Origin of the sequence: Mesorhizobium sp. B2-3-12, assembly GCF_006442205.1 — a bacterium.
In the GTDB taxonomy this organism is placed as follows: Bacteria; Pseudomonadota; Alphaproteobacteria; order Rhizobiales; family Rhizobiaceae; genus Mesorhizobium.
This window is the reverse complement of sequence record NZ_VFVR01000008.1, coordinates 245,734-272,668: the sequence shown is the minus strand read 5'-3', so window position 1 is coordinate 272,668 and position 26,935 is coordinate 245,734. Positions and strand designations below refer to the sequence as shown.

Sequence of the window (26,935 nt, the reverse complement as noted above, 5' to 3'; positions counted from 1 at the left end):
GCTTAGCCCAGCACCACGTTGGCAGCACTCTCCGGCAGATCCTGGCCGAAGGCGCGCTGGTAGAACTCGGCAACCACCGAACGCTCCAGTTCGTCGCACTTGTTGAGGAAGGTCAGCCGGAACGCCATGCCGACATCGCCGAAGATTTCGGCGTTTTCGGCCCAGGTGATGACGGTACGCGGGCTCATCACCGTCGACAGATCGCCATTGATGAAGGCCGAGCGCGTCATGTCGGCGACACGCACCATCTTGTTGACGATGTCCTTGCCCTTGGCGTCCCGATAGTGCTTGGCCTTGGCCAGCACGATGTTCACTTCATTGTCGTGCGGCAGATAGTTCAGCGTGGTGACGATCGACCAGCGGTCCATCTGCGCCTGGTTGATCTGCTGGGTACCGTGATAGAGGCCGGTCGTGTCGCCCAGCCCGACCGTGTTGGCGGTCGAGAACAGGCGGAACGCCGGATGCGGGCGGATGACCCGGCTCTGGTCGAGCAGCGTCAGGCGGCCAGACGATTCCAGCACGCGCTGGATGACGAACATCACGTCCGGACGGCCGGCATCATACTCGTCGAAGCACAGCGCCACATTGTGCTGATAGGCCCAGGGCAGGATGCCGTCGCGGAATTCGGTGATCTGCAAGCCGTCCTTGACCACGATCGCGTCCTTGCCGACGAGGTCGATACGGCTGACATGGCTGTCGAGGTTGACGCGCACGCAGGGCCAGTTGAGGCGGGCGGCGACCTGTTCGATATGGGTCGACTTGCCGGTGCCGTGATAGCCCGACACCATGACGCGGCGGTTGTAGGCGAAGCCGGCGAGGATCGCCAGGGTCGTCGCCTTGTCGAAGAGATAGTCAGGGTCGATGTCGGGCACATGCTCCGATGTGACCGAGTAGGCCGGCACCACCATCTTGGACTCGAAACCGAATTTCTCCTTCACCGATACCGTCGTGTCGGGCAGGTTGGCGATGTCGCGATCGACCTTGTTCATATCTCTCAACGTCTCCACGGGCGAAACGTCGCGTTTCGCCGGCAACCCATTTTGTTCGGGGGCGGTCTTAAAGCCTTTTCCAACCTTATGAAAGTTGGAAAACGACACAAACCGTAGGGTCGCTCAGCACAGGCCTGCCTGTTTGAGCACGCGATAAGCCTGAAGCACATCGCGGAACCGGTCTTCCGAACCTCTGTCGCCGCCATTCGCATCCGGATGGTGACGTTTCACCAGTTCCTTATAGCGCGCCTTGATATCCTTGCCAGTCGCCTTTGTATCAAGGCCAAGCGTTTCCAGCGCCTTGGCCTCAAGCGGCTTGGCCTTGCGCTCGCGCGCCTCGCGCGGATCCTTCGGCCCCTTGAACAGGTCGAACGGGTCGCGCATGCGGTTGTAATAGCCGGCGCGGCCGGAGCGCATCTGCGCCATATCGGGCGAGGAGCGCGTCGAGGCGCCGTTGACGCCCATCTTCCAGGTCGGCCGGTGGCCGGTCATGGCTTCCTTCTGGAAGCGCGCGACCTCGGTGTCCGGCACGCCGGAGAAGTAGTTGAAGCCCTTGTTGTACTCGCGCACATGATCGAAGCAGAAGCGGAAATACTCGCCCTCCTTCATGCGCCCGACCGGCGCGCGATGGGTGCCAGCCTCCTTGCAGCCATCCCACTGGCAGATCGGCGCGTGCGCCTCCACCTCGACATCCTTCTTCGGGCGGATGCGAATCTTCTCGAAATATTTGGGATACGGCTTCATCTCACCCATTTATGGGGCGTTCGCAGATGCGAAACAAGAATTGACATTTTCGCGATCATCGCCCTAACCGCTGAATCGCGGCATAAAGCGGGCGACTGGCGGATTTTGTTGCGCGGCGGCGTCCCCTGGTGAAACCGATTTCCGGTTTTCACGCTGGGGCGCCCGCCATATGTGGTGAAGGGAGACGGCGATGTCCATACAGGCGACCATGGAAGACAAGTTGAACAAGGCGTTTGCGCCGCAGCGGCTGGTCATCATCAACGAAAGTCATCTCCACGCCGGCCATCACCATCATGGTTCGGACCATCACGGCAGCTATGACGGCACCGGCGAGACGCATTTTCGCGTCCGCATCGTCTCGCCGAATTTCGCCGGCATGAGCCGCATCGACCGTCATCGCGCCGTCAACGAACTGCTTGCCGACGAGTTGAAGGCCGGCGTGCATGCGCTGGCGATCGAGCCGGCGGCGCCGGGCGAACAGACGCGCTGGTAAGAACCGGTCAGATCACCGCTTCGATCAGGAACGGGCCCGGCCGCGACAGAGCGCTTCCAAGCAGGGCGTCAAACCGCTCGCAAGTGTCGGCGCGGGCGGCTTCCACGCCCATTCCCTTGGCCAGCGAAACCCAGTCGAGTGCCGGATTGTCGAGGTCGAGCATGCGCCTCGCATTCTCGCCGATGGCGTTCACACCGACATTACGCATCTCGCCATGCAGGATCGCGTAGGTGCGGTTGGAAAAGACGATCGTCACCACGTCGAGATTTTCCCGCGCCTGCGTCCACAAGCCCTGGACCGTATACATGCCGCTGCCGTCGGCCTCGAGATTGACCACCTTGCGGCCGGGACAGGCGATTGCCGCACCTGTCGCCAGCGGAATGCCGCCGCCGATCGATCCACCCGTGCCCATCATGTAATCGTGCGGCGCGGCAAAGGCCGACAGTGCGAAGAACCGCCGCGCCGAAGTGACGGCCTCGTCGCAGACGATCGCGTCGGCCGGCAGCCTTCTCGCGACCGACAGTGCGATGGCGTCTTCCGTCAGCCGGCCGTTCGGCGTTGTCTCGTCGGGAAAGGCGCTGGCAGCCACCGTCGGTTGCGACGGCTTGACGCCAAGTTCACCGCGAAGCGCGTCCAGCGCCGCATGCAGGTCCTGGCCATGGGCGGCAAGCGTCAGCACCTGGCAGTCATCACGGACAAGCCGTCCCGGCTTTCCCGGATAGGCGAAGAAGGCGACCGGCTCCTTGCCGCCGACCAGCACCAGAACATCGATATCCCTAAGCACTGCCGTCGCCGCGTCGACCGGATAGGGAATGCGCGTCGGCGCGACATGCCCTCGCCCGCGCTGCATGCGCGCGATCAGGACCTCGCTGAACAGCCTGACATCGCAGGCCGTCGAAATCTGGCCGGCGACCTCGAGCGCATTGGCCCGTGCCGCCCGCCCGCGAACGATCATGCCGACGCGGCCAGGCGTGGAGCGGATCGCGGCGGCCACCGCGCGCACGCCATCCAAGTCGATGGCAGGTGCCGGTGAAAGGACGACCTTGCCGGGCGAGGCTGGGCTGGCATCACCCCAGGCCGCGTCCGCCGGCAGGATCAGCGTGGTGACGCCGGGCGGTGTCAGCGAGGCGCGAAAGGCTGCCTCGGTGGCCGACTGAACGTCGGCCGGGCCTTCGATCCTGCGCACGAAGCTCGACATCGGCGCCGCCAAGCCTTCAATATCGCTGGTCAGCGGCGCGTCGAGCGGCAAATGATAGGAGGCATGGTCCCCGACGATGTTGATCATCGGGCTCCTGGCGCGCCTTGCATTGTGCATGTTGGCGAGCCCATTGGCGAGGCCCGGCCCGGTATGCAGCAACGTAGCGGCGGGACGGTCTGTCATGCGCGCATAGCCGTCGGCCGCACCCGTCACCACGCCCTCGAACAGGCCAAGCACGCAGCGCATCTCAGGCTTGCGGTCGAGCGCGGCGACGAAATGCATTTCGGACGTGCCGGGATTGGCGAAGCACACCGTCACATCATTGGCCAACAGCACGTCGCACAGGACATCGGCACCGTTCATGCAATCAGTCTCCCACTCACGAAGAGCAATTGCACCCACGGATGTCCACACGACAATATCCCGCAACCGCTTTTGGCATGATCCAGTTACAGAAATGGGCGAGCGTAAGCCGGTCAGCCGACCGATTTCAGGAACGCCAGCGCCGCGGTGGTCAGCGCATCGCCATCCCTGCCGAAATCGCGGTTGATCGACATATGCGTATAGGCGCTGCCGTCGAACAGCGTCACCTCGGTGCCTGTGGCGCGCAGGCGCTCGGCAAAGGCCGTGGACTGCTCGCCGCGACCGTCGGCGCGCGAATAGGCGATGAAGGTCGGCGGATGCTTGCGGTCGTCCACATGGCTCGCCGGCGACAGCGCCGCCCATTGCGAAGGATCGGAAAAGACCCGCGCATAGGCCCGCACCATGCCGCCATTCCTGGCGAGCGCGGCGAGATCATAGGCCCGGGTATCGTCGAGGAGCAGGCCGGCGACGCCCGGCAATCCGCCGCGCATGCCGGTCAGGGCAATCAAATGGCAGCCGGCCGAATGGCCCATGCCGACGATGCGGTTGGGGTCGCCGCCATGTTGGGCGATGTTGGCCCTGACATAGGCATAGGCCTTCTCGACGTCGCCGGCCTGTGTGGCGACATCGGCCTGCGGCAGCATGCGGTAGTCGATGGAGACGAAGCAGAAGCCGTTGGCGAGCAGGAAGGCCGGCTTGGCGCCCACCTGGCTGCGTTTGCCGAACTCCCAGGCGCCGCCATGGACGAAAAAGACGACAGGCAGGTTTCTCGCGCCATCGGGCGCGTAGATGTCGAGCTTGGCGGGACCATAGTCGAGAGTTTCGGGGGATGGCTTATCCCGCGCCTCCGCCGTGCCGGCAGGCAACAGGGCGGCCATCGAAGCCAGGAGCAAAGTTCGCCGATCGATCATCATTGGCGAAGAATGCATCCTGGCCGACGACAGTTCCAGTGAAGGATCGGTAAGGTGACGGCTTTAACCGCCGCCGGCCGGCCGGATCCTGACCCTGGCAATCCGGTTCTTGTCGCGTTTCATGACGACGAAGCGCTTGCCATGGAACGTAAAAGCCTGCTTCTCCTCGGGGATCGATTGGGCTTCGTGGATGACGAGGCCGGCGATCGTGGTCGCCTCCTCGTCGGGCAGGTTCCAGTCGAGCGCCCGGTTGAGGTCGCGGATCGGCACCGTGCCGTCGACGACGACGGAGCCGTCGGCCTCCTGCTTGACGCCCTGAATGTCGACATCGTGCTCGTCGGCGATTTCGCCGACGATCTCCTCGATAATGTCCTCCAGCGTCACCAGCCCCTCGACCTCACCATATTCGTCGACGACGATGGCAAAATGCGCCTTGCGGCGCAGGAAGGCGTTGAGCTGTTCCTGCAAGGTGGTGGTGTCGGGCACGAACCAGGGTTTTGACGCGATCTTCATCACGTCGATTTGCGAAAAATCGTTGCCGACTTCGTTCAGCGCGCGCAGCAGGTCCTTGGCGTGCAGCACGCCGACAATGTTGTCGAGCGAACCTTTCCACAAGGGCATGCGGGTGTGCGGGCTCTGCAGGATCTCGCGCACCACCGCTTCCGGCGCATTGTCGGCATTGACCGAGCGCATATTGGTGCGGTGGACCATGACGTCGGAAACTTCGAGCTCTTCGAGGTCGAACAGGCCGCCGATGCGGGCGCGGTCCTCGCGCACCACCAGGCCGTCGCGGCGGAAATCGTCGACCGCGCCACGCAATTCGTCCTGGCTGGAGCGCTGCGGTTCGATGCGCGACAGTTCATAGCCGAACATGGCGAGGAGGCGGGTGCGCACGGCAACGACCAGCACGACGAGAATGGCAAGAACGGCGACGACGACCCAGCCGGTGTCCATCTCAGCCGGCTTTCCGGTTGGCTGGATGGTTTTCCCTGAGGAACGACAGCACTTCCGAGCCCGGCACGTCCTTGGCGATGAAGGCCTGGCCAATGCCGCGCGTCAGGATGAAGGTCAGCGCGCCGCGCGACACCTTCTTGTCCTGGGTGATGAAGGCGAGCAGCGCCTCCGGATCGGGCAAATCGCCCGGAATGTCGGCCATCCGCCATGGCAGCCCGACGGCACGCAAATGCGCCTCGACGCGGGCCGCGTCGTCGGGGCTGGCCAGGTTGAGCCGTGACGAGAACCGGTGCGCCAGCGCCATGCCGATGGCGACCCCCTCGCCGTGGACGAGACGGGTTCCGTCATACTGCGTGGCGGCTTCGAGCGCGTGGCCGAATGTGTGGCCGAGATTGAGCAAGGCGCGGTCACCGGTCTCGAACTCGTCGCGGGCAACGACATCGGCCTTGGCGCGGCAGGCCTCGGCAATGGCCTGCGCCCTCTCCGGTCCGCCGGCGAACACCTTTTCCCAGTTCGCTTCCAGCCAGGCGAAGAATTCCGGCCGGTCGATCAGCCCGTATTTGGCAAGCTCGGCATAGCCGGCGCGGAATTCGCGAATCGGCAACGTGTTGAGCACTTCGGTGTCGGCCAGCACCAGCCTGGGCTGCAGGAAGACGCCGACAAGGTTCTTGCCGCGCGGGCTGTTGATGCCGGTCTTGCCGCCAACCGAGGAATCGACCTGCGCCAGCAGCGAGGTCGGAACCTGCACGAAATTCATGCCGCGCCGCACGATGCCGGCGGCAAAACCTGTGAGATCGCCGATGACGCCGCCGCCAAGCGCGATGACGACGTCGCCGCGCTCCAGCCTGGCGGCCAGAACGCCATCGACCACCTCTTCGAGATGGGCAAAGCTCTTGGTCTTCTCGCCGGGCGGCATGGTGATGACGGTGGGCTGGATGCCACCCTTCTCGAGCCCCGCCTTCAGCGTATCGAGATGCGCGGCGGCGACGTTCTCGTCGGTCACGACGGCGGCGCGCGTGCCGGGCAGCCGTCGTGAAATCTCGGCGCCGGCGCGCGACAACAGGCCGGAGCCGATCAATATGTCGTAGGCCCGGTCGCCCAGCCCGACCTCGACGATGACGGGTTGTTCCGCGCTCACGATTCGACCTCGCCTGCCGCCGCAATCTCGTCAATGCCGAAATGCCGGCACAGCGCGGACACCACTTCGGCCGCGATGATCTCCTTGCGGTCGTCACGGGTCGGCACGGTGACGTCAGCCGTCGCATAGACCGGATAACGTTCGCTCATCAGCCGCTCCAGAACGGCACGGGGATCGGCGCTTTTGAGCAGCGGCCTGTTCTGCTTCTTCGAAACGCGGTCCATCAGAAGGTCGAGTTCCGCTTTCAGCCAGACCGAGACGCCATGGGCGGCAACGGCTTCGCGCGTCTGCGCGTTCATGAAGGCGCCGCCGCCGGTCGACAGCACCTGCGGCCCGTTTTCAAGCACGCGCAGGATGACGCGCTGTTCCAGGGCCCTGAACTCGGTCTCGCCATAGCGCTCGAACAGCTCGGGGACGGTCATCCGCGACACGCTCTCGATCTCCTGGTCGCTGTCGATGAAGGGCAGCGAAAGCATCGACGCCACCTTGCGGCCGATCGCCGTCTTGCCGGCGCCCATCAGGCCGACGAAGACAATGGACCGGCCGCCCAGCCGGCCAAGCAGCGCGGCATGGGTCTCGCCTGGAGGATTTGCCTGTAGCGCGTTCATCAGCTGTTTCTTGGGCCCTCTTTGCCGGCGTATCGACATGAAAAGCCGGTTTGCGTCAAGCTTGCCGAGTGCCTTGGGCTGATATGGACAGAGCACGCTTGCATCAGAAGTTGCTAACAGGGGTCCGCTTCTTCCTTGAATTGGCCGGATTGGCGTCCCATAAGGGCACAGGGTTTGGAAACGCAGAATAAGAAGACGGGCGAGAATTGATGCCGACACTGTTTCGCTTTGTCGTGATAGCAGCGATTCTGGCCGGCATTGCCTATGGTACGATGTTCGCCCTGGTGATGTTCGTCGAGCCGAAAAAAGCCGAGATGAGCGTGCGCATCCCCCAGGAAAAGCTGAACCCCAAGAAAAACTGATCTCGAAACCAAAAACTGACCTCGGAACCTGACCCTTGAAGGCAATGAACAGCGCCGCCCGCATCGAGGCCTTCCTGGAAATGATGAGCGCCGAGCGGGGCGCGGCCGAGAACACGCTGTCGTCGTATCGCCGCGACCTGGAGGATGCCTCACAAGAAATCGGTGGCGGGCTCGCCGGTGCGGCTGCCGCCGATATCCGCGCCTATCTCGACGACATCGCAGCGCGCGGCTTCGCGCCGACCTCGCAGGCGCGCAAACTGTCGGCGATCCGCCAGTTTTTCAAGTTCCTCTATGCAGAAGGCCTGCGCGGCGACGATCCGACCGGCACGCTGGACAGTCCCAAAAAGGGCCGCCCGCTGCCCAAGACGATGAGCGAGGCCGAAACCGGCCGGCTGATCGACCGCGCCGCGCACGAGGCCGGCGATGCCGGGCTCGGTTATGCCGACAGGCTGGCGGCCTTGCGCCTGCACGCGCTGGTCGAGGTGCTCTACGCGACAGGCCTGCGCGTTTCCGAGTTGGTCGGCCTGCCGGTGACCGTGGCCCAGCGCGACGACCGTTTCTTCATGGTGCGCGGCAAGGGCGACAAGGAACGCATGGTGCCGCTATCGGCCAAGGCGCGGGCGGCTATGCGGAGCTGGCTTGACGCTCGCGCCAAGCTGCCTGCCTTCGCCGACAGCCCGTTCCTGTTCCCGGCGGCATCCGACAGCGGCTATCTTTCGCGCCAGGTCTTTGCCCGTGACCTGAAAGGGCTGGCGGCGCGCGCCGGCATTGCCTCGGCCAAGATCTCGCCCCACGTGCTGCGCCATGCTTTCGCCAGCCATCTCCTGCAGAACGGCGCCGATCTCAGGGCCGTGCAGCAACTGCTTGGCCATGCCGACATATCGACGACACAGATTTACACCCATGTGCTGGAAGAGCGGCTGGTGCGGCTGGTCAACGATCATCATCCGCTTGCCGACTAGGCCTCATATCGCTATGTGAGGACGACATTTCACCGCCCGGAGCCTTGGTTTCAACGGTTCCGCGGTCCTTGCCTTCCGACGTATCGGTCCGCTCACGCATGTACAATTACCTCGATTTCGAAAAGCCGGTGCAGGATCTCGAGCTCAAGATCCTTGAGCTCAAGAAGCTTGCCGAGAACGGCGAGGCGGTCGATGTCGCCGATGAGATCACCAGGCTCGAGAAGCGCTCGCGCGACGCGCTGCGCGAACTCTACAAGGCGCTGACGCCATGGCAGAAGGTGCAGGTGGCGCGCCACTCCGACCGGCCGCATTGCGTCGACTACATCAAAGGCCTGTTCAGCGATTTCACGCCGCTCGCCGGCGACCGCAATTTCGGCGAGGACCAGGCGATCGTCGGCGGCTTCGCCCGTTTCCGCGGCGAACCGGTGGCGATCCTCGGCCAGGAAAAGGGTTCCGACACGACAAGCCGGCTGAAGCACAATTTCGGCTCTGTGCGGCCCGAAGGCTACCGCAAGGCGGTGCGGCTGATGGAGCTTGCCGACCGTTTCAAGATCCCGCTTCTGACCCTGGTCGACACCGCGGGCGCCTATCCCGGCGTCGGCGCCGAGGAGCGCGGCCAGGCCGAAGCCATTGCCCGCTCGACCTCCGCCTGCCTGGCGCTCAAAGTGCCGTCGATCTCGGTGGTCATCGGCGAAGGCGGCTCGGGCGGCGCCATCGCGATCGCCACCGCCAACCGCGTCTATATGCTCGAGCATGCGATCTATTCGGTGATTTCGCCCGAGGGTGCCGCCTCGATCCTGTGGCGCGACACGACCCGCTCCAAGGATGCGGCGACCAACATGAAGATCACCGCCCAGGACCTGCTTGAGCTGAAGATCATCGACGCCATCATCCCCGAGCCGATGGGCGGCGCCCAGCGCGCGCCCGAAACGGTGATCGCCGCGACCGGCGACCTCATCGCCAAGACGATGCAGGAATTGGCCGGCGCCAACACGGATTTCCGCGAACAGCGCCGCGAGAAATACCTGGCCATGGGCCGTAGCCTCTGAATTCATGACGGCGGCGAAGCCTTCGGACCCCGTCTGCCCGCGTTAATGTGGCGGCAATGAGCAATTTCGCCACAAAAATGCCGCCCCATTCGGGTCAATGAAAATGCCGCGAGGGGTTGGCCAAGGCTTGCGGTAAGGAATTTTCAAGGTTAACGGGCTTACGGTCCGTGGGTGTTCAGCATGCGGGTCCGGCTGTTTTCAAGCCATGGGCTCGAAGGAAAGACATAGCCGTATCCATGTTTGCCAAGCTCGCCCGCACCGGAGTCCTCATTGCCTCGATAGTCGTTGCCGGCTGCAATGATTCGTCGATGAAGGATTTCGCCCCCGAGGCCAACAAGCCGCTGCCCGACAAGATCCTTGCCGACATGAGAGCCAAGGGCATGGTCCGCACCTCCTCGGTGATGGCGCGCATCTTCAAGGAAGAAGGCAAGCTCGAAATCTGGAAGGCCAAGACCAACGGCCGCTACGACATGGTGGCGAGCTACGATATCTGCAAATGGTCGGGTAAGCTCGGGCCGAAATACACCGAGGGCGACCGCCAGGCGCCGGAAGGTTTCTACACGGTGCGGCCATCGCAGATGAATCCGCGCTCGAACTACCATTTGTCCTTCAACATCGGCTTTCCCAACGCCTATGACCGTGCCAATGGCCGTACCGGCCAGAACCTGATGGTGCACGGCGCCTGCTCGTCGTCGGGCTGCTATTCGATGACCGACGCACAGATCGAGCAGATCTATGCCTTCGGCCGCGACGCCTTTCAGGGTGGGCAGACCGAGTTCCAGATCCAGGCTTTTCCGTTCCGCATGACCGCCGCCAATATGGCGCGCTACCGCAACGACCCGAACTACGAATTCTGGAAGATGCTCAAGGTCGGTTACGATAATTTCGAGGTCACCAAGGTGCCGCCGAAGGTCGACGTGTGCGAGAAGCGCTACGTCTTCAACCAGGTTGCCGCCGACGGCCAGACCTTCGATCCGACCGGCGCCTGCCCGGCGACCACGCAGCCGGATTCGCTGAAGAGCGCCTACAACGCCTATCAAAGCACCTATGACGCGGCCTTCAACAGCGCGCTCAAGGCCAGCGTGCCGCCACCCAAGCCGACGATTGCGGGCATCAAGGAAGCCAGCATCGTCTCCGACTGGTCGAAGCGGCGCGCGCGCGGCGAGCGCGTGCCGATCGATCCGCCGTCGCTCAACACCGACGGTTCGGTGACCGAGACGGCGCGCATGGGCCGCATCGATTCGCCCGCCGGCCGCAAGATGGCGGCACTCGACGCCGAAAAAGCCGCCAAGGAGAAAGCTGAGCGAGAACGGCTGGCGGCGATAGAAGCGGCAAAGGCGGCGAAGGAAGCAGCCAAGGCGCAGGCGATAGCAGAAAAGGAAGCAGCCAAGGCGCAAGCGGTGGCCGCAAAGGAAGCCGCCAAGGCCGCCAAGGAAGCTCCCGTCGCCACCGCGACCATCGCTGCTCCGACGGAAGCCCAGCCGGCCGAAACGCAGGCCGCCAGCGCCGATGAGAGCCGGGTGACGAAGCTGAAGAACAAGCTGCTCGGCATGTTCGGCGGCTGATCGCCGTGGCCAGCGACACCGTCTATGATCTGAAGGGGTTGAACTGCCCTCTGCCCGTGCTGAAGGCGAAGAAGCGGCTGGCAGGCATGCGGCCGGGCAGCCGGCTCTGGCTGGAAACCACCGACCCGCTGGCCGTCATCGACATCCCCGCCTTCTGCTCGGACGCCGGCCACCAGCTGATTGAAACAGCGGCGATTTCCGGTGGCCATCGCTTTCTGGTCGAGCGCGGCGGGCAATAATCGAAAAAATTACAGCCCGGCGATCGCCAGCGGGTTGTTTTCCAGCGCCGCGCGGTCGGGCGTGTCGACCGACGGCCGGTTGGTGAAGGCGGCGAACAGCCGGCGCACATAGTCTTCCGGCATGTCGAGCGTGATCAGCACCAGCCGCGTGCCGCGCTGGCTGTCCGGCCAGGACGGCAGCCGCGCCGGCGGATGCAGGATCTTCTGGACGCCATGCACGACCAGCGGACGCGACGGATCCTCCTTGAGTTCGATGACGCCCTTCATGCGCAGCAGGTGCTCGCCATGTGTCGAGCGCAGCAAATCAAGGAACATCTCTATGGCCGAAAACGGCACCGCTCCTTCATGGACCAGCGAATAGGAGCGTACGCGCTGGTCATGCCTATGACCATGATCGTGGCTGTGCCCATGATCATGGTCTGCATGGTCATGGACGCCATGGTGATGGTCATGGTCGTGCGCGGCTTCCTCGCCGAGCCAGCGCCGCACGTCGGCCGATTTGGTCGCCGGATTGTAGAGCCCGCAGTCAAACAGTGCCGCCACCCCGGTTCTCGTCTCCCCGACATCGAGCAGTTGAGCCGAGGGATTGATCTGCCGCAGGCGCGTCCGCAGCATTTCGAGATCGCCGGGATCATCGACCAGATCGGCCTTGGAGAGCACAATGCGGTCGGCCACCGCCACCTGCTTGACGGCCTCGACATGGGCATCGAGCGTGGCATTGCCGTTGACCGCATCGACCAGGGTGATGACACCATCGAGCCGAAAAGCCTGGACCAGCGCCGGATGCGCCATGATGGACTGCAACACCGGCGCCGGGTCGGCCAGCCCCGTCGTCTCGACGATGACGCGGGCAAGCCGGGCGATACGGCCGGTCTGCAGCCGGTCGACCAGGTCGGCCAGCGTGTCGACCAGCTCACCACGCACCGTGCAGCACAGGCAGCCATCGGAAAGCTGGATGATGCCGTCCGAGGCCTGCTCGACCAGCAGATGGTCGATCGCCACCTCGCCATACTCGTTGATGATGACCGCGGTATCGGCCAGCGCCGGATCCTTGAGCAGCCGGTTGAGCAATGTCGTTTTGCCGGCGCCGAGGAAGCCGGTCAGCACCGAGACAGGAATCGGAAAACCGCTCATTGGTTAATTCGCGACCTTGACCGGCTGGTCGCCTTGCGCGGCGGCACCCACGACTTTCGGGCCCGTGCCGGCGGGTACCGGCTTGTCGGGCCGCCAGGTCGGGATCGGCACGTCGGCATATTCCTGCGTGCCCTCGTCGAGGATCGCTTTCGGCGCCGGACCGGTGGCGCCGCCAAGGCCGACGGCAACCAGTGTCGGCACGTGATCGAGCTTCTCCCGATAGGGCGATTTAGGCTCGTTCTTGGCGGCGGCGGGCGGCGCCTCGGACTGCTCCGCCTTCGTCTTCTTCTTGCAAACCTCGTCATGCATGTCGTTGGGCGAGATCAGGTCACCGTAAGGAGCAAGCGTGGTGACGGTGGCCGGGCCGGCAGCGGCAGGCGCGTCAAAGCCTTCGTCGAGCAGTTTGGCCGCGGTTTCGGCACGGCTGACCGCCGACTTCTCGCCGAGCACGACCGCCACCAGCGTGCGCCCGTTGCGTGTCGCCGAACCGATCATGTTGAAGCCGGACGGGCAGACGAAGCCGGTCTTCATGCCGTCGGCGCCGGGATAGCGGCCGATCAGGAGATTGTAGTTCGGAATGGCTTTCTTGCCGACAGCAAGCCCCTCGATCGAGAACCATGGCGCATATTGCGGAAACTCGCGGCGGATCGCCATCACCAGGATCGAAAGGTCGCGCGCCGTCGTGTACTGGTCGGGCGAGTAAAGGCCGTTCGGGTTGACGAAATGGGTACCGTTCATGCCGAGCCGGGCCGCCTCGGCGTTCATCCTTTCGGCAAAGGCTGCCTGCGAGCCGCCGACATTCTCGCCGACCGCCATGGCTATGTCATTGGCCGATTTGACCAACATCATCTTCAGCGCATTGTCGAGCCGCATCACCGAGCCGGGCTTGAAACCCATTTTGCTCGGCGGTTCGCCGGCCGAGTGTTTTGTCACCTTGATCGGCGAATCGAGCTGGACTTCCCCGGCCGCGATCGCCCGGAAGGTCACATAGGCGGTCATCAGCTTGCTGAGCGAGGCCGGGTACCAGCGCTTGAACGCATCCTGATGCTGCAGGATCTGGCCGCTTTTGAGGTCGAAGACCACCACCGGATTGGCCAGCGCCGGCCCCGCCAGGACCGACAGCATGATTGCGCCAGCCGAGAATAATTTGAGGAAATGCCTGTGCCGCATGATCGAATCCGAAATCGCCTCTTGCCGTGATTGCCCCTGGCTCCGTAAGATTTCGTTACGTGACCGCCAGCATAAGGATCCGACCCTCAAAAACCGGACCGCATTATTGCGGTGCTATTTACCCTATGTGACGCCAACATGGCAAAGCGCCCGACAATCACAATTCCAAAACATCGGGCTGAAGCCGGCTGCACCAACAACGAAATGGAACCATCATGCCAATCCTGAACCGCGCCGCCGAAATGCAGGACGAAGTCGCCGGCTGGCGACGGCATCTGCATCAGACACCAGAACTGAACTTCGATGTCTTCAAGACGGCGGCCTTCGTCACCGAAAAGCTGAAAGAGTTCGGCTGCGACGATGTGGTGACGGGCCTCGGCAAGACAGGCGTCGTCGGCATCATCCGCGGCCGTCAGGGCGAAGGTCCCACGATCGGGCTGCGCGCCGACATGGACGCATTGCCGCTCAAGGAGATCACCGGCAAGCCCTACGCGTCGACCATTCCGGGCAAGATGCATGCCTGCGGTCATGACGGCCACACCGCGATGCTGCTCGGGGCGGCGAAATATCTCGCCGAGACGCGCAATTTCGCCGGCTCCGTGGCGGTGATCTTCCAGCCGGCGGAAGAAGGCGGCGGCGGCGGCAACGAGATGGTCAAGGACGGCATGATGGAGCGCTTCGACATCGCGAAAGTGTTCGGTATGCACAACATGCCGGGCCTGCCGGTCGGCCAGTTCGCCATCCGCCCGGGTCCGATCATGGCGGCGACGGCCGAATTCACCATCACCGTGAAAGGCAAGGGCGGCCATGCGGCGATGCCGCACGGCACGATCGACCCGATCGTCATCACCAGCCAGTTGGTCGGCGCCTTGCAGACGATCGCCTCGCGCAGCACCGATCCGGTCGAGGCCGTGGTGGTGTCGGTGACCAAGTTCCACGCCGGCGACGCCTACAACATCATCCCGGAATCGGCCGAGATCGCCGGCACCGTGCGCACGCTGAAGAAGGAAGTGGCCAAGAAGTCGGAAGAACGGATCCGCGCGATCTGCGCGGGGCTGGCCACCGCCTATGGCGCGACGATCGAAGTCGACTATGACGCGAACTATCCGGTGACCTTCAACCACGCAAATGAAACGATCTTCGCCAGCGATGTGGCCGCCGACGTGGCGGGCGACGCCCAGGTGCATCGCGAGATCCAGCCGGTAATGGGCGGCGAGGATTTCTCCTACATGCTGGAAGCCCGGCCCGGAGCCTTCATCTTCATCGGCAATGGCGAGACCGCCGGGCTCCACAACCCGGCCTATGACTTCAACGACGAAGCCATCCCGCACGGCATGAGCTATTGGGTGAAACTGGCGGAGACGGCGCTGGCCGCCTGACGCCTGTGACCAGGACAGCCGGCCGAATTGCCTTCGGCCGGCCTCTTGGCGAAACGATCCGAAGCGGCTATGTGTCGGGCCGCGTGGTCCCGTAGCTCAGTAGGATAGAGCGGCAGATTCCTAATCTGTAGGTCACAGGTTCGATTCCTGTCGGGATCACCAATGCTTTCGAGGACTTACTGGAAAATCCCGTACTTTTTCAGGCTGGGAATAATTAGTACGGCGAATTCCGCAGGCTCTTGTGGCTTGGGCAGGCCTCCTCGATAATTCGTGTGTTCGCACCGCTTTAGCCCTCGGCCCTTCACGAACAGCGGAGGGCCGACACCAAGACACGTCTGCGACCTATTGCCCGCTCCGAGCGGCAGGCGTTCCTCTCGGGGGGAGACTGGCCACTTCACAGCCAGGTAGCGTTCTACGACAACGGCGATCGTGTTTGGCGCCACCGCCACCATCGCCGGGACACCGTCATCGTGACAAGTTCCGTCCACCGTCACCACCACAACCGCCCCGTGGTCATTCAGCAGAACAACGCGACAATAACCGCCTGCCGACCCCGGCTGCGTGCGGCCGGGTGTGGCGGGCGACTGTCGATAGCAATGTGCATGCCAGCGGATCGAACTGTCGTTCCGCTGGATCAAGCAGCACCTGAATATCGGAAATTCCTCTGCAACAACGACAACGCCATCTACCCTGTGGCTCTTCGCAGCGATGATCGCCTATGCGCTGCTACGCGTCGCAGCCAGTGCATGCTGCATCGCAGAATATCCTGCGCTCCCCCATTGCCTGTTCGAGCGCACGATCCAGGCCATCACCAAGCCGCCACTGGTCAATTCAAGCCGACGAACGGACCGAAGATCCCCAATGGGACGGGCTTCCAATATGTATAAATCTCCTTGCGCAAGAGGCGTGTGCGGCAACCGGCGGGTACCTCGAGCGCGCCGACCGCGCGTGAATATGGAACGAAAACGATAGCGACTTAGCGCTGGGCGCGCCGCCCAACCCAATCCGATACGCCTGCGCCGCTAGTGTCGCCTCGGTGAAGAAGCGAAGAATCGGCGGTCCAGACGTCGGCCCAAATATCGGCTATGATTTTTCCTCTGAAGGAAGAGAGACCCGTTCACGTATGGACTGCTCTGTCTTGCCGACCGCGGACTTGACGATGTCACCGATCTGGTCGGCCACCGTGCCTGCACCGCCGGCTTCCTGCTTGACCGTATCAAAGGCGTCTGCGGCAACCTGCCTGGCCTGGTCGAGACCTTGGTCGAGCATCGCCTTCGAGGTGTCGCGGAGCTTGTCGCGATAGCCACCCAGTTGCTCATCCTCCGTAGCGGTATGAGGCAACATGGCACCTATCGCCGCGCCGATGGCAAGGCCGACCGCCGCAACGGCCAAGGGCTGATCGTTCAACAGCTCTTGTGCCGAGCGGCTGGCTTTCGCAGCCATGTCGCCAGCGGTCGATCCTGCACTGGCAGCATTGCTCGTCAGTCCTTCGGCGGCGCCGCTTGCTGCGCCTGAAATGGCTGCGCCAACGCTGCTTGCGGCCGACGAGAGCGATTCAGCGGTTCCGGAGAGCGTGCTGCCCAAGCCGCCGCCCTCGGCCTCGTCACGCCCGCTGGACGGGGTTGGCGCCGTATAGCCAGTCCGGCCACGGCTGCCGTTCGACGCGCCGCTGCCCAGCATCAGCCAAGCCAGACCCGCGCCCACCATGGTCACCGGCAACGGATTGTCCCTGACCTGTGTTCTCAGGTTGTTGAGCATGGCCGAACTCTCTCCTCCGGAGAAGATGCCGGCGAATTCGTCAAGCAATTGTCCCGGTGTCATTTTGCCTCGAATGGATTCGGCGGTTTCCACCACCCTGGCGCGCGCGGCCTCAGCCTCGCGTTCGAGTTCGGCTGCGGATTTCTCGGTCATCTCACTTGTTCCTTGATCACAGTCGCGTCGCGCCTGAGCTGTTCCTGGGTACGATCGGGAGTAAGTTCGGAAGGCGCCATGCTTGCCATGCCGGTACGCAACAGAATGACGCCAAGAATTGCCACCACCACGCCGACCAACAGGGAGGACCACCCCGCGCCCAGCCCTGCCCGCGTCAATGCGATGACCAGCGCCTGGAGCAGCACGAGCAGAGCCGCGAGCAGGCAGATGGCCCCTCCAAGCACCTCGGCGGCGCCAGCTCCCGTCTTGGTAAGCTTTTCAGAGAGTTCCGCCCGCAGAAGCCTGGCTTCGGTTTGCACAAGCGTGGTGACGTTTTGCGCCAGATCGGTCACCAGAGTGGCGAGGCTGGGATTGTCTTGAGGGTTCATCTGTCTTGCTCCCCATACCGCGTGTCCAGATCGTCAACGCCGCCGCCGAGCCCTTGGACCCCGTCGGGCGACCAGCCAGCAGTTTCGCCGGTCTGGGAGTCGGCACCACCTGAGGCATTTCGAGATGCTTTGGGGCTACCCGGCGGGGAAGCTTTGATGAACCGACCCAGCGCCAATCCGGCCAATACGGACCCGGCAAGCAGGACACCCGGGTTTTGCCGGCCGAAGGACTGCACATCCTCAAGCACTTGGCCGAACGGCTTTTGTTTCAACGAGGAAGAAAGCCGCTCCAGGCCGCCGGCGGCATCCAAGGCGAATTTCGATGCGGTCCTTTCATCGTTGTTGGCCAGGTGATCGCTGGCCGCACGTAGGGCGCCGCCCAACGCCGCCAAGCTCGATCCGATGTCGCGCTGCGTTTCCTCCGCCTTATCGGAGACGACCTGCGTGGCTTCTGCAGCGTACTCGCCAGCCTTGCGGGTCAGTTCGTCGCGAGCATCGTGAAGCAACTCGCTCGCGCGCTCTTTTTCCTGGCTAAGCCGATCGGAAACGTCACTTGTATCCCTGTCGAAATCGGTGGGTTTACGGCCCTGGCCGTCATTGCTTTGCATGGGTCACCTAGTGAAAACCGAGGAAGGAGAGGACCGCGAGCACGACAACGACGAGGCCGATGAGATAGATGACACCGTTCATGGGCACGTTCCTCCTTGGCAGCCCAACTTCATGGACCCTGCGATGTTCCGTCGACGCAGAGCTTTTTGCGATCCAGGAACAATGCAGGAAGATTGGTCCGGAGCGCCGCCAGTCCGTCATCGAGATGAACTGCTTCGGCCCGAAAGGTCTCCTCTGAGCACGCATGCCTTCCAAGTCGATTCTACTGAGCCACCGGCGAAGTACGCTTGAGAGAAATCGTTTGATCAGAGTAGGGTCCATCGTTCCCATCCGAACGCAGGACCGAAATGACCCGCAACCCTATCGAGACGCTGTCCAGCCGCGCGCGGCGCTGGGCGATCGGACTGACCGAGCAGAAAAGCATCACCGGCACCGACGGCGAAGCTGCGTTCGGGCCCTGGTTGGCGGCGGAACTGCGAGAGGAGACGGCATTTCAGAACGCCGAGGTCTGGACCATCGAGGTCGCACCTCAGGACGGCCGTCACTGCGTGGCGATGCTTCTGCGCGGCACCGGTCGCTCGACCGTGCTCTTGACCGGTCACTACGACACTGTCGGGACAAGCGACTACGGACAGTTGGAACCCTTGGCCACGCGGCCCGACGCCCTGACAAAGGAATTGCGCGATTCTCTCGCCGCCGCGAACGCTCCAGCCGCCATCCTGGCGCACCATGATTTCGCGGGTGGCGAATTCCTTGCCGGACGCGGCCTTCTCGACATGAAGGCGGGCCTTGCAGCGGGGCTGGCCGTATGCGCCGAATTTGCCGAAAGCGCAAAGCCGGCTGGAAATCTGCTTTTTATCGCCGTGCCGGACGAGGAGAACAATTCCGCCGGCGCCCGCAAGGCGGCACAGATGCTGCCTGGACTCTGTAAAGAGCGCGACCTTGATTTGCTCGCGGTGATCAATCTCGATGCGATCGCGGATGATGGCGACGGCAGCAAGGGTCGCGTCATCGCTCTGGGAACCGTCGGCAAGCTGCTTCCAGCCGCCTGCGTGGTCGGTGTTCCCACACATAGCGGCTTTCCCTTGAATGGCCTCAATGCCGGCGCGATCGCCGCGGCAATCGCCGCGCGGATCGAATGGGCGCCCGAGCTCACCGACATGTGCGGCACCGGAACCGGCACCCCGCCCAGCCTGCTCGGGATACGGGACGGAAAGACCGGATATGATGTCACGACACCGCGGACCGCCCATGCCACGTTCAATGTGCTGAGTTATCGCCGCGCGCCCAGTGAGGTGCTCGACCGGTTCGACAGCCTATGCGCCGAAGCGGCCTCGCGTCTCTTACAGGAGCTCCGGCGCCGCGTCTCTGGTCAGCACGAAACAGGTCTGCTTGAGGTGGTGCAATCTATCCCCGTCCATCGCTATGACAGTCTGCTGGCGCGTCTCGAAGAACCGGAGCGGCTGCGGCTCGAAGCTGTTTCCGCGTCGATCGCCGCCGGCGACCAGCCCCTGCCCGAGAAGTGCCGGCTGATAACCGAGCAAGCTTGGGAACTCAGCCGTTTGGCCGGGCCAGCCATCGTGTCCGGCTTCGGATCGATACCCTATCTGCCGACGAACCTTTCCGCGCAGCCGGCAGCCGTCCGGCTGCGAGCCGCTGCCATCGAAGTGGCCGACGAGGCAGCGGCACGCCACGGCTGTATGGTCACCTGCGCGGACTATTTCGCCGGGATTTCAGACATGAGCTTCTTTGGCGAAGCGGCCGAACCCTCCCTCGATATCGTCGCCCGCAACACGCCAGCCTGGAAAGACAGCGTGCGCTGGCCTCTCACGCGAGCCCTGGCCAACATGCCGACGATCAATATCGGTCCGTGGGGACGCGATTATCACACGCCGCTCGAGCGATTGCATGTCGGCTATGCGTTCGACGTCTTGCCGCAGCTCATTCGCGATGTCTGCGCCAGGCTCCTTCGGCCCGACGCGTCCTGACGAGCACGAAGCGCACAAAGCTGAAGCGGCCGCATTCGCCGCCCCTTCCGCCCGCGGCCATGACTATTCGGCTGCCTTCCTGTCGAACATCTGCTCGCTCTGCGCGCCAGAGCTTGGCCGCGGCGGCGAAAGCATTGGCTCCTCGCCCATCGGCGCACCGGGCACCAGGGAGAACTCGCCCTTGCCGTCCATCGACGGGCCTTCGCTCCAGCGTCCCTGCGCTGGTGCGACACCTTCGACGAAGCAGTTGATGAAGGCATAGGATACGTCCTGATGCTCTTTCTCCTGCGGGAAGGAATTAGGCACCGGCAGAGACGCGGTCAGGCCGCCCATGTCCTCGATCGCCGCCAGCCACTGCTGCTGATGCATGGTGTCGCGCGCAATGAGGAATGACAGCATATCCTTCATTCCGGCATCGTTGGTCATGTTGTAGAGGCGGGTCGCGAGCACGCGGCCGCTACCTTCCGCGGTAACGTTGGCGACCAGCAGCCGATTGCCTCGTGTCAGCGGAGCTCAATTGGGCGACGGCGACAGCCGCTCCGGCCGGTCGAGGTGGTTCTGCCGACCGGCAGCCCGGGATCATGCAACCTTGGAAAACAGGGCTACGTCACATCGGGCCAAGCCGTAGCGCCACCGGTGATCGGTCGCGGCAACCCGGCTCTGGTAAAACAGGGAAAGCTGGCTGCCTTCGATCATCACCGTTGAATGACCATTCTCGCCTGGCTGGCCTGGTTCGAGCACCGGGCCAATCGACACGTAAGGTCCGGCAACCTCGTCAGCGATGGCGAAAAATACCCGCTGCCGGTTCCCACGAAGGCCGTTTGGCAAGAAGCAAGTGGCGTTCAGAAGCACGCGGCCATCTGGCAACTCGACCAGTTGCGCACCTTCAATGCCCCATTCATAGTCGGGGTCCTCTCTCGTATTGTGATGAGGAACATCAGTGTGATCGAGGATCTTGCCGATCCGCTTCCACGGACCGAACCACGAGTCCGATTGGCTGCGTGCGAGATAGATGTCGGGCTGCGGCACCCTGTTGAATTTCGGCATGGCCGAGTAAACGAGATAGCGCTTGCCACCAATGACCGCCGGATGCGGATCGTAGATGCCATCCTCCTCGGTATCGGGGATCGCAAGAATGGCCGGGCTGAGAACCACCCAATGGAAGCCGTCATTGGAAACCGCGTGCTCGCAGCGGCCGCCGGACTTCATGAATTCGGTCTGGATGAACATGTGGAAGACGCCACTTTCGTGAATGACGCCAGGAGCCGCGACCCCCGTCCCGTTGATGGGAAGCTCGATTGCTTCATGCTCGGCCCAAGGCCCATAAAGGTCGGGCGCCGTCGCATGCAGGATCCTCCACGTCTCGGTCGTCACCGTGCCGCTTGAGCCGAAGACATGCCACAGCCTGCCATCGAAGACGGGACATGGGTCCTTGAGGTCATCCACGCTTTGCGGATGAAACAGCGGAAACACGTTGGTATCGAAGTCGATCTTCATCTTAGCCCCGGAATTTGCCCTTGCCCCGAACCCCGCCCGATGCCGCGGGCGAATCAAATTGGTGTCCGGCACATTTTATAGCCAGCAAGTTCAACACAAATACGGCAAAGGCGGTTCTCCACCAGCAAACCTGTTCGGGGGCAGTTTCGATGACCCCGCCATTTGACACAGCCAGTCTGCCTCCGCACAGCCAGCGCTTTGCATTCGTCCAGCCAAGCGGCGACCGAGGCTCTTCTTTTCACCTTGGAACAACTCACCTGCCCGAAAGTTAGGAGCTGAAACCGAAGTCTAATTCCCCCTCATCCGCGATTAACAAATGTTATTCGCAACACAAACGACCGTCTATAAAAGGAATATCTCAATGGAAGCAGCCTTGGGCAGGGTAACCGTCAGTAAACAAGCTGGCAGGCAAAATCTACTGGTTTGCTTCTCTCACTTAAGGTGGAATTTCGTTCATCAGCGCCCGCAGCATCTCCTCACCCTCGCATCCATGCAGCAGAGGGTTGTCTACTTTGAAGAACCTCTCTTCGAAGAACTTTCGCAGCCGCTATTGCGGACGAGCGAGGTCTCGCCAAACATTCTGATTGCGACACCAGTGCTCCCGGTCGGCACGTCGGCCGCGAAGGCAGATGCCGCGCAGCGGAGATTTGTTCAGCAGACAATCGCTTCCATGCCGCACAGCCGGCTGATCGCTTGGTATTACACGCCGATGGCTCTTCGTTTCACGGAGTACCTCGAGCCAGACATATGCGTCTATGATTGTATGGACGAACTCTCGGCGTTCAAGAATGCGCCGCCCGAACTGGGGCAGATGGAAAAGGCGCTTCTGAACCGTGCCGATCTCGTTTTCACCGGCGGCCTGAGCCTGTTCGAGACCAAGCGCCACCTGCATCACGCGATCTATCCCTTTCCAAGCAGCATCGATGTGAACCACTTTCACAAGGCCAGGAAGCCGGGAAAAGACCCAGTCGATCAAGCCGACATTCCTCACCCCAGGGTGGGTTATTTCGGTGTCATTGACGAGCGGCTGGACGTCAGTCTTGTGGCTCAGGCGGCGGACGCCATGCCCGACGTCCATTTCGTCATGCTCGGCCCGGTGGTCAAGATCGACCCTGCTAGCCTGCCGCAGGCGGATAATCTTCACTGGCTGGGCGGGAAAGCCTACTGCGACCTGCCCGACTATCTGCGCCATTGGGATGCCGGCTGGATGCCGTTCGCGCTCAACGAAGCGACCCGGTTCATCAGCCCGACCAAGACGCCGGAATTCCTGGCGGCGGGGCTGCCAGTAGTCTCGACGGCAATCGTCGATGTGGTGCGCAGCTACGGCGCTGCTGGACTTGTGGAAATCGCCGATAGCGATGATCTGGAAACCAAACTCCGCTCGGCCCTTTCGCGACCGCGTCAGATGCTCCTGCAGCAAGTCGACGCCTACCTTGCGGACACCTCCTGGGAGCGAACATGGAATGCCATGGCAGCTCACATCGAGCGCGCCCATGAACGCAAGAAAGTCATCCCTCTTCGCAGGAGCGCATAGCATGTTCGATTGGCTGGTCGTCGGAGCAGGTTTTGCCGGCAGCGTGCTTGCCGAACGAATAGCCTCGCAGCGTCACGAGAGCGTCCTGCTTGTCGATCGCCGCGGCCATGTAGGCGGCAACGCGTACGATTGCTACAACGAAGCCGGCATCCTGATCCACCGCTACGGTCCGCATATCTTCCACACCAACAGCCAAGCCATCTTGGACTACCTGTCGCAGTTCACCGAATGGCGCTCATACGAGCACAGGGTGTTGGCGGCGGTGGACGGGAAGCTCGTTCCCATCCCGATCAATCTCGACACGATCAACCGCCTTTATGAGCTGGACCTGACCTCGGCACAGTTGGAGGAATTCTTTGCGTCGCGACGCGAGACGGTAGAAGACGTTCGCACGGCCGAGGACGTCGTTGTCAGCACGGTGGGCCGCGAGCTCTATGAGAAATTTTTCCGTGGCTACACAAGGAAGCAATGGGGCGTCGATCCCGGTCAACTGAGCAAATCGGTGACCGCACGAGTGCCGACCAGGACCAACCGTGATGACCGCTATTTCAGCGACAGCTTCCAGAAAATGCCGGCCGGCGGATACACAAGGATGTTCGAACGCATGCTCGACCATCCGAACATCAAGATCATGCTGCAGACCGATTTTCGCGAAATTCGTGAGAAGATTCCGTTCAGGCGCATGATCTATACTGGCCCAATCGACGAATATTTCGAGTGGCAGCTCGGGCATCTTCCCTATCGCTCGCTGCGTTTCGAGCACGTTACACTGGACTGCGAACAGTTTCAGCCGGTCGCCGTCGTCAACTATCCGCAGACGCAAGATTACACTCGCATCACGGAATACAAACATCTGACCGGCCAGCAGAACTCGCGGACCAGCCTGACGTACGAATATCCCACGAATATCGGGGATCCGTATTACCCGGTGCCGCGCGCCGAAAACGAAGCACTGTACAAGCGCTATGAAGCGCTCGCCGCAACTTGTCCCGACGTATGGTTTGTCGGCCGCCTGGCAACATACCGCTACTACAACATGGATCAGGTGGTCGGACAGGCTCTGGCCACTTTCGCCCGCATCCAAAAAAGTGTCCCCGAATGGACGAGCAAGAGGGAGGCGCCGTTGACGGATCTCTCAGTAAGCTCGTCTGCACACGGGAGCTAGAGATTGGGCGCAATTGCCGTGCAATCACGTGTTCGAAGGCATGATCGGCTCTATTTCAGAGAGAAGCGATCCACGCCGTTTGAGCCATCGCTAGTGGGGTTCGACGGCGGGAGACTTGACGAATTCGACACCGGCGACGGGCTCGACGATGACGCAGCTGAACGCGTGGTTAGAACGCTTCGCTCGCAGGGACAACAGCCCACATGGAAAGTTGGGCCTTAGCTACACCACCGGTGGGCTGGTCGGCGCCGCCCAAGCAGTTGGGCTTTCTGAAATCGCGCACTACGGCACGTTGATTGCCTGGGCCGAACAGCTTGGCAAAAGCGATCGTCAAACTCCTCAACGAGACACTGAAAGAGGAAGGTGGCGACGGATGAAGCGCTTTCCAGTTTAAGCGAAGGCGGTGTGAATGAGCGCGCCTTGGAGCAAGCCGCCTAGGTGAAATCGCCCGGCGCTGGGTCGCCGGGCGATTTTCGGCCCGTTGGCCGGTCGGACAACGACGTCGTCGCCGCTTCCATGGTTCGGTCGTGCAGGTGGGTGCATTCGTCGCTGAACGAATTTGCGCAGATCGATTACTGTATTCCAGTTTCGCAGTAGGATCAGACCCTATTATTCCCACCTCTGGCGCGACCGTCGCAGCCAGAGAGACGGAATTCGCCTTAAGGCCGATTGATTGCGCGGCCGTCGTCGCGATCAACTTCGGGTACGTATTCGCCTGCATCGGCATCGAAACCGGTCCACCCGTCGGCCTCGTACATTCTGCGGCGTTCAGCCACATCGACCGATCGGGATTGACCCAAAATCTCCTCGGCATTCGGCACGAGTTCGTCCTCCACCTTGGCCGTCACCAAGGTGCCCCCGCGGCGTACACCTTCCGCATACACGTGTGCATCCCGCTCGGACACGCCCGACTCCGTCAGAGCGCCGATAATGCCGCCGGCTGCTCCGCCAGCCACGGCACCGGCAACCGCCCCGGCGGCGGTGGCGGCGAGCCATCCGGCCGCGACCACCGGGCCGACGCCCGGAATGGCCATGATGCCCAGTCCCGTGAGCAGGCCACCGGCACCGCCGATCACCGCGCCGATTCCCGCACCGCTCCCCGCATCCTCGGCGGCCTCGGAACGGTTTGCGTCATACCAGTCGTCCGAGTTGTTGGCGACGATGCTGATATTGGAATGCGGAACTCCCGTCGCTTCAAGCTCGCCGACCGCATCGGCCGCGTCTTCATAATTGTCGAACAGTCCGGTTACAGTCTTCATGTGATTTCTCCTGATCCATGCTCACTTGCTTGCGGCAACGACGTTGCCCTGGTAGTCGAGCCCAACGTTGAGGTTTTCGCCTCCTTTGGCCGCCTGGCCGCGCCAGATGCCCTGATCGTCCTTGGTAAGCTTCGACACGTTTGAATAGCCCGCATCCTCGATTCGGCTCTTGGCCTGGGCTTCGGTGAAGCTGTTCGCGCCGGGAACGAGAGCGGCGGCGTTGGCAGTGTTGTCGGTCTTCGCCGCCGGCGTTGTCGCTCCCGTGACGGCATCTTGCCCGGCGGCGATCTTTTCGATCGTCTGCTGGTGCATCTTCAGCGTCCCCACAGTTTCCTGGGCGAAAGTCTTGAGCGCGGCGTTGTCACCGCCGCTGGCATAATCTTCAAACAGCTTGACGGCCTCGTCATGTGCCTTGCGCTGCGCGTCGACATAGGCCGGATCGATCGGCGCCTGGGCGTTCTTGAGCTTGTCCAGATCGCCCTGGTGCTTGGCATCGAGCGCCGGCGGTACTTTCAGTTTCTGCTGGCCCGCGACCGCCTCCAGCTTGGCATTGGCTGCGCCGTGGTCCCGGATCATCATCTGGGCAAAATCCTTGATGCGCTGGTCCTGGGCCTTGTCCAGTGCAATCTGGCTCGAGTCGACTTCGAACTTGCCGCCGACGGCGGCCTTGTCGACAAAATCCTGCGCGCTGTCGGCAGCAAATGCAGGCATTGCAAAAGCGACGGAAGCAACTGCGAGAGATGCGAGAAGATATTGTGTTTTCATCAGCTTTGTCCTTGTCAGTGAGCAAATTTGCGTTGCGTCCTAACAAGACAGGATGCGCTTTGTTCCCCATCGAGACGACACGCCGGCCGACCAGCAGCGCCACAATCCGTGAAGAGCCGCCGGGCGTGGGCGAAAAAAGCAACCATGGAAACGAGTGGCTTCGGGACGCCGCCACTCCAACGCCGGATACGCTGGAACAAATCCACGATCGCGGCGTTGGAGGCCGGTCTGCGCGCCTCGGCCTACTCGGGCAGGATTTGTAGACCACGGGGCAGGTATTGGAGGGGCATGTGCGTACGGGCCACTTTAGAAAGCCGATCATCATTCAACCTGGCCGCATCGACCGCGACAGGGTCGTGGTCTCTGTGTCCGATGCCGCCGAAGTGCTGCTGCGGGACTGGCCAAAGCCGAAATCCGAAATGCGTCTTGCCGCGATCAAGGCATGCCTTGCCGTGATGCGTGGCGAAAAGCCTGCCAAGGTCGCAAGACAGGCGTTCATCGTTGCGGCTAGGGACGCCAGGATTCTGCTCGAGCACATCTAGCCTTGCAAACCACCGCCG

26 protein-coding genes, 1 tRNA gene and 2 pseudogenes are annotated in these 26,935 nt (G+C 62.6%); 13 read left to right on the top strand and 16 right to left on the bottom strand.

Annotated elements, in window-relative coordinates; genetic code table 11:
* Nucleotides 1-2: 2 nt before the first annotated feature.
* Together cobS and FJ948_RS22855 are read right to left on the bottom strand one after the other, a co-directional pair.
* On the bottom strand, nt 3-989 hold the full coding sequence (gene cobS, locus FJ948_RS22860) for a cobaltochelatase subunit CobS (RefSeq protein ID WP_140708376.1): 987 nt from the start codon (nt 987-989) through the stop codon (nt 3-5).
* Between the two features lie 123 nt (nt 990-1,112).
* A complete protein-coding gene (locus FJ948_RS22855; protein ID WP_140708374.1) occupies nt 1,113-1,742 on the bottom strand; it encodes a J domain-containing protein in 630 nt (209 codons plus the stop codon).
* Between the two features lie 181 nt (nt 1,743-1,923).
* Between FJ948_RS22855 and FJ948_RS22850 the strand changes: the two genes are divergently transcribed.
* The gene (locus FJ948_RS22850) at nt 1,924-2,226 is read left to right on the top strand and encodes a BolA family transcriptional regulator (RefSeq protein WP_140708372.1); all 303 of its coding nucleotides are present in this window, start codon (nt 1,924-1,926) and stop codon (nt 2,224-2,226) included.
* Between the two features lie 7 nt (nt 2,227-2,233).
* On the opposite strand, the gene FJ948_RS22845 is transcribed toward FJ948_RS22850, so the two are convergent.
* From FJ948_RS22845 to FJ948_RS22825, 5 genes are all read right to left on the bottom strand, one after another.
* Nucleotides 2,234-3,787: an acetolactate synthase large subunit gene (locus FJ948_RS22845; protein WP_140708370.1), complete on the bottom strand. Its 1,554-nt coding sequence runs from the start codon at nt 3,785-3,787 to the stop codon at nt 2,234-2,236.
* A 113-nt stretch (nt 3,788-3,900) separates the two neighbouring features.
* Entirely contained in the window at nt 3,901-4,698 is a 798-nt protein-coding gene (locus tag FJ948_RS22840) for an alpha/beta hydrolase (RefSeq protein WP_140708542.1), read from the bottom strand.
* 63 nt (nt 4,699-4,761) lie between these two features.
* The gene (locus tag FJ948_RS22835; RefSeq protein ID WP_140708368.1) at nt 4,762-5,652 is read right to left on the bottom strand and encodes an HlyC/CorC family transporter; all 891 of its coding nucleotides are present in this window, start codon (nt 5,650-5,652) and stop codon (nt 4,762-4,764) included.
* A gap of 1 nt (nt 5,653) precedes the next feature.
* Entirely contained in the window at nt 5,654-6,790 is a 1,137-nt protein-coding gene (gene aroB / locus FJ948_RS22830; protein ID WP_140708366.1) for a 3-dehydroquinate synthase, read from the bottom strand.
* Nucleotides 6,787-7,398 (bottom strand): shikimate kinase, encoded by a 612-nt coding sequence (locus FJ948_RS22825; RefSeq protein WP_140708364.1) that lies wholly within the window; start codon nt 7,396-7,398, stop codon nt 6,787-6,789. The genes aroB and FJ948_RS22825 overlap by 4 nt, the downstream gene beginning before the upstream one ends.
* Nucleotides 7,399-7,607: 209 nt before the next feature.
* Here FJ948_RS22825 and FJ948_RS22820 point away from each other — a divergent pair, with 209 nt between their 5' ends.
* From FJ948_RS22820 to FJ948_RS22800, 5 genes are all read left to right on the top strand, one after another.
* Nucleotides 7,608-7,760, top strand: a complete 153-nt coding sequence (locus FJ948_RS22820) for a histidine kinase (protein WP_140708362.1) — start codon at nt 7,608-7,610, stop codon at nt 7,758-7,760.
* Nucleotides 7,761-7,804: 44 nt separating this feature from the next.
* Nucleotides 7,805-8,722 carry a site-specific tyrosine recombinase XerD gene (locus FJ948_RS22815; protein ID WP_140708360.1) on the top strand — a complete coding sequence of 306 codons (918 nt, stop codon included), beginning with the start codon at nt 7,805-7,807 and terminating at the stop codon, nt 8,720-8,722.
* Between the two features lie 98 nt (nt 8,723-8,820).
* The gene (locus tag FJ948_RS22810) at nt 8,821-9,771 is read left to right on the top strand and encodes an acetyl-CoA carboxylase carboxyltransferase subunit alpha (RefSeq protein WP_140708358.1); all 951 of its coding nucleotides are present in this window, start codon (nt 8,821-8,823) and stop codon (nt 9,769-9,771) included.
* 236 nt (nt 9,772-10,007) lie between these two features.
* Nucleotides 10,008-11,336 (top strand): murein L,D-transpeptidase family protein, encoded by a 1,329-nt coding sequence (locus tag FJ948_RS22805; RefSeq protein ID WP_140708356.1) that lies wholly within the window; start codon nt 10,008-10,010, stop codon nt 11,334-11,336.
* Between the two features lie 5 nt (nt 11,337-11,341).
* The gene (locus FJ948_RS22800) at nt 11,342-11,575 is read left to right on the top strand and encodes a sulfurtransferase TusA family protein (RefSeq protein WP_181173778.1); all 234 of its coding nucleotides are present in this window, start codon (nt 11,342-11,344) and stop codon (nt 11,573-11,575) included.
* Nucleotides 11,576-11,584: 9 nt separating this feature from the next.
* On the opposite strand, the gene FJ948_RS22795 is transcribed toward FJ948_RS22800, so the two are convergent.
* Together FJ948_RS22795 and FJ948_RS22790 are read right to left on the bottom strand one after the other, a co-directional pair.
* Nucleotides 11,585-12,709 (bottom strand): GTP-binding protein, encoded by a 1,125-nt coding sequence (locus tag FJ948_RS22795; protein WP_140708352.1) that lies wholly within the window; start codon nt 12,707-12,709, stop codon nt 11,585-11,587.
* Nucleotides 12,710-12,712: 3 nt separating this feature from the next.
* Nucleotides 12,713-13,879, bottom strand: coding sequence for a D-alanyl-D-alanine carboxypeptidase family protein (locus tag FJ948_RS22790; protein WP_140708350.1), 1,167 nt, complete (start codon nt 13,877-13,879; stop codon nt 12,713-12,715).
* 215 nt (nt 13,880-14,094) lie between these two features.
* On the opposite strand from FJ948_RS22790, the gene FJ948_RS22785 reads away from it, so the two are divergent.
* Together FJ948_RS22785 and FJ948_RS22780 are read left to right on the top strand one after the other, a co-directional pair.
* Nucleotides 14,095-15,258, top strand: a complete 1,164-nt coding sequence (locus tag FJ948_RS22785; RefSeq protein WP_140708348.1) for a M20 aminoacylase family protein — start codon at nt 14,095-14,097, stop codon at nt 15,256-15,258.
* A gap of 85 nt (nt 15,259-15,343) precedes the next feature.
* Nucleotides 15,344-15,420 (top strand) — tRNA-Arg (locus FJ948_RS22780).
* A 921-nt stretch (nt 15,421-16,341) separates the two neighbouring features.
* Here FJ948_RS22780 and FJ948_RS22775 read toward each other — a convergent pair.
* Genes FJ948_RS22775 through FJ948_RS22765 form a run of 3 tightly spaced genes read right to left on the bottom strand, consistent with a single transcriptional unit; the run spans nt 16,342 to nt 18,166 of the window.
* On the bottom strand, nt 16,342-17,169 hold the full coding sequence (locus FJ948_RS22775) for a DUF3618 domain-containing protein (protein WP_140708346.1): 828 nt from the start codon (nt 17,167-17,169) through the stop codon (nt 16,342-16,344).
* Nucleotides 17,166-17,558: a phage holin family protein gene (locus tag FJ948_RS22770; RefSeq protein ID WP_140708344.1), complete on the bottom strand. Its 393-nt coding sequence runs from the start codon at nt 17,556-17,558 to the stop codon at nt 17,166-17,168. The genes FJ948_RS22775 and FJ948_RS22770 overlap by 4 nt, the downstream gene beginning before the upstream one ends.
* Nucleotides 17,555-18,166 carry a hypothetical protein gene (locus FJ948_RS22765; RefSeq protein WP_140708342.1) on the bottom strand — a complete coding sequence of 204 codons (612 nt, stop codon included), beginning with the start codon at nt 18,164-18,166 and terminating at the stop codon, nt 17,555-17,557. The genes FJ948_RS22770 and FJ948_RS22765 overlap by 4 nt, the downstream gene beginning before the upstream one ends.
* A gap of 348 nt (nt 18,167-18,514) precedes the next feature.
* Between FJ948_RS22765 and FJ948_RS22755 the strand changes: the two genes are divergently transcribed.
* Nucleotides 18,515-20,155 (top strand): M20/M25/M40 family metallo-hydrolase, encoded by a 1,641-nt coding sequence (locus FJ948_RS22755; protein ID WP_140708339.1) that lies wholly within the window; start codon nt 18,515-18,517, stop codon nt 20,153-20,155.
* Nucleotides 20,156-20,218: 63 nt separating this feature from the next.
* On the opposite strand, the pseudogene FJ948_RS22750 reads toward FJ948_RS22755, so the two are convergent.
* A pseudogene (locus FJ948_RS22750) lies at nt 20,219-20,641 on the bottom strand (manganese catalase family protein); the annotation flags it as partial.
* Between the two features lie 93 nt (nt 20,642-20,734).
* Nucleotides 20,735-21,652 (bottom strand): hypothetical protein, encoded by a 918-nt coding sequence (locus tag FJ948_RS22745; RefSeq protein WP_181173777.1) that lies wholly within the window; start codon nt 21,650-21,652, stop codon nt 20,735-20,737.
* A gap of 361 nt (nt 21,653-22,013) precedes the next feature.
* On the opposite strand from FJ948_RS22745, the gene FJ948_RS22740 reads away from it, so the two are divergent.
* The 3 genes and pseudogenes from FJ948_RS22740 to FJ948_RS22730 form a co-directional block, all read left to right on the top strand.
* The gene (locus FJ948_RS22740; RefSeq protein WP_140708337.1) at nt 22,014-23,186 is read left to right on the top strand and encodes a glycosyltransferase; all 1,173 of its coding nucleotides are present in this window, start codon (nt 22,014-22,016) and stop codon (nt 23,184-23,186) included.
* A gap of 1 nt (nt 23,187) precedes the next feature.
* The gene (glf, locus tag FJ948_RS22735; protein ID WP_140708335.1) at nt 23,188-24,351 is read left to right on the top strand and encodes a UDP-galactopyranose mutase; all 1,164 of its coding nucleotides are present in this window, start codon (nt 23,188-23,190) and stop codon (nt 24,349-24,351) included.
* A 235-nt stretch (nt 24,352-24,586) separates the two neighbouring features.
* A pseudogene (locus FJ948_RS22730) lies at nt 24,587-24,789 on the top strand (DUF892 family protein); the annotation flags it as partial.
* A 221-nt stretch (nt 24,790-25,010) separates the two neighbouring features.
* Here FJ948_RS22730 and FJ948_RS22725 read toward each other — a convergent pair.
* The gene (locus FJ948_RS22725) at nt 25,011-25,610 is read right to left on the bottom strand and encodes a general stress protein (protein ID WP_140708333.1); all 600 of its coding nucleotides are present in this window, start codon (nt 25,608-25,610) and stop codon (nt 25,011-25,013) included.
* Between the two features lie 21 nt (nt 25,611-25,631).
* Nucleotides 25,632-26,375 (bottom strand): DUF4142 domain-containing protein, encoded by a 744-nt coding sequence (locus FJ948_RS22720; RefSeq protein ID WP_140708331.1) that lies wholly within the window; start codon nt 26,373-26,375, stop codon nt 25,632-25,634.
* A gap of 290 nt (nt 26,376-26,665) precedes the next feature.
* Here FJ948_RS22720 and FJ948_RS22715 point away from each other — a divergent pair, with 290 nt between their 5' ends.
* Nucleotides 26,666-26,917 (top strand): DUF982 domain-containing protein, encoded by a 252-nt coding sequence (locus tag FJ948_RS22715; protein WP_140708329.1) that lies wholly within the window; start codon nt 26,666-26,668, stop codon nt 26,915-26,917.
* Nucleotides 26,918-26,935 lie beyond the last annotated feature (18 nt).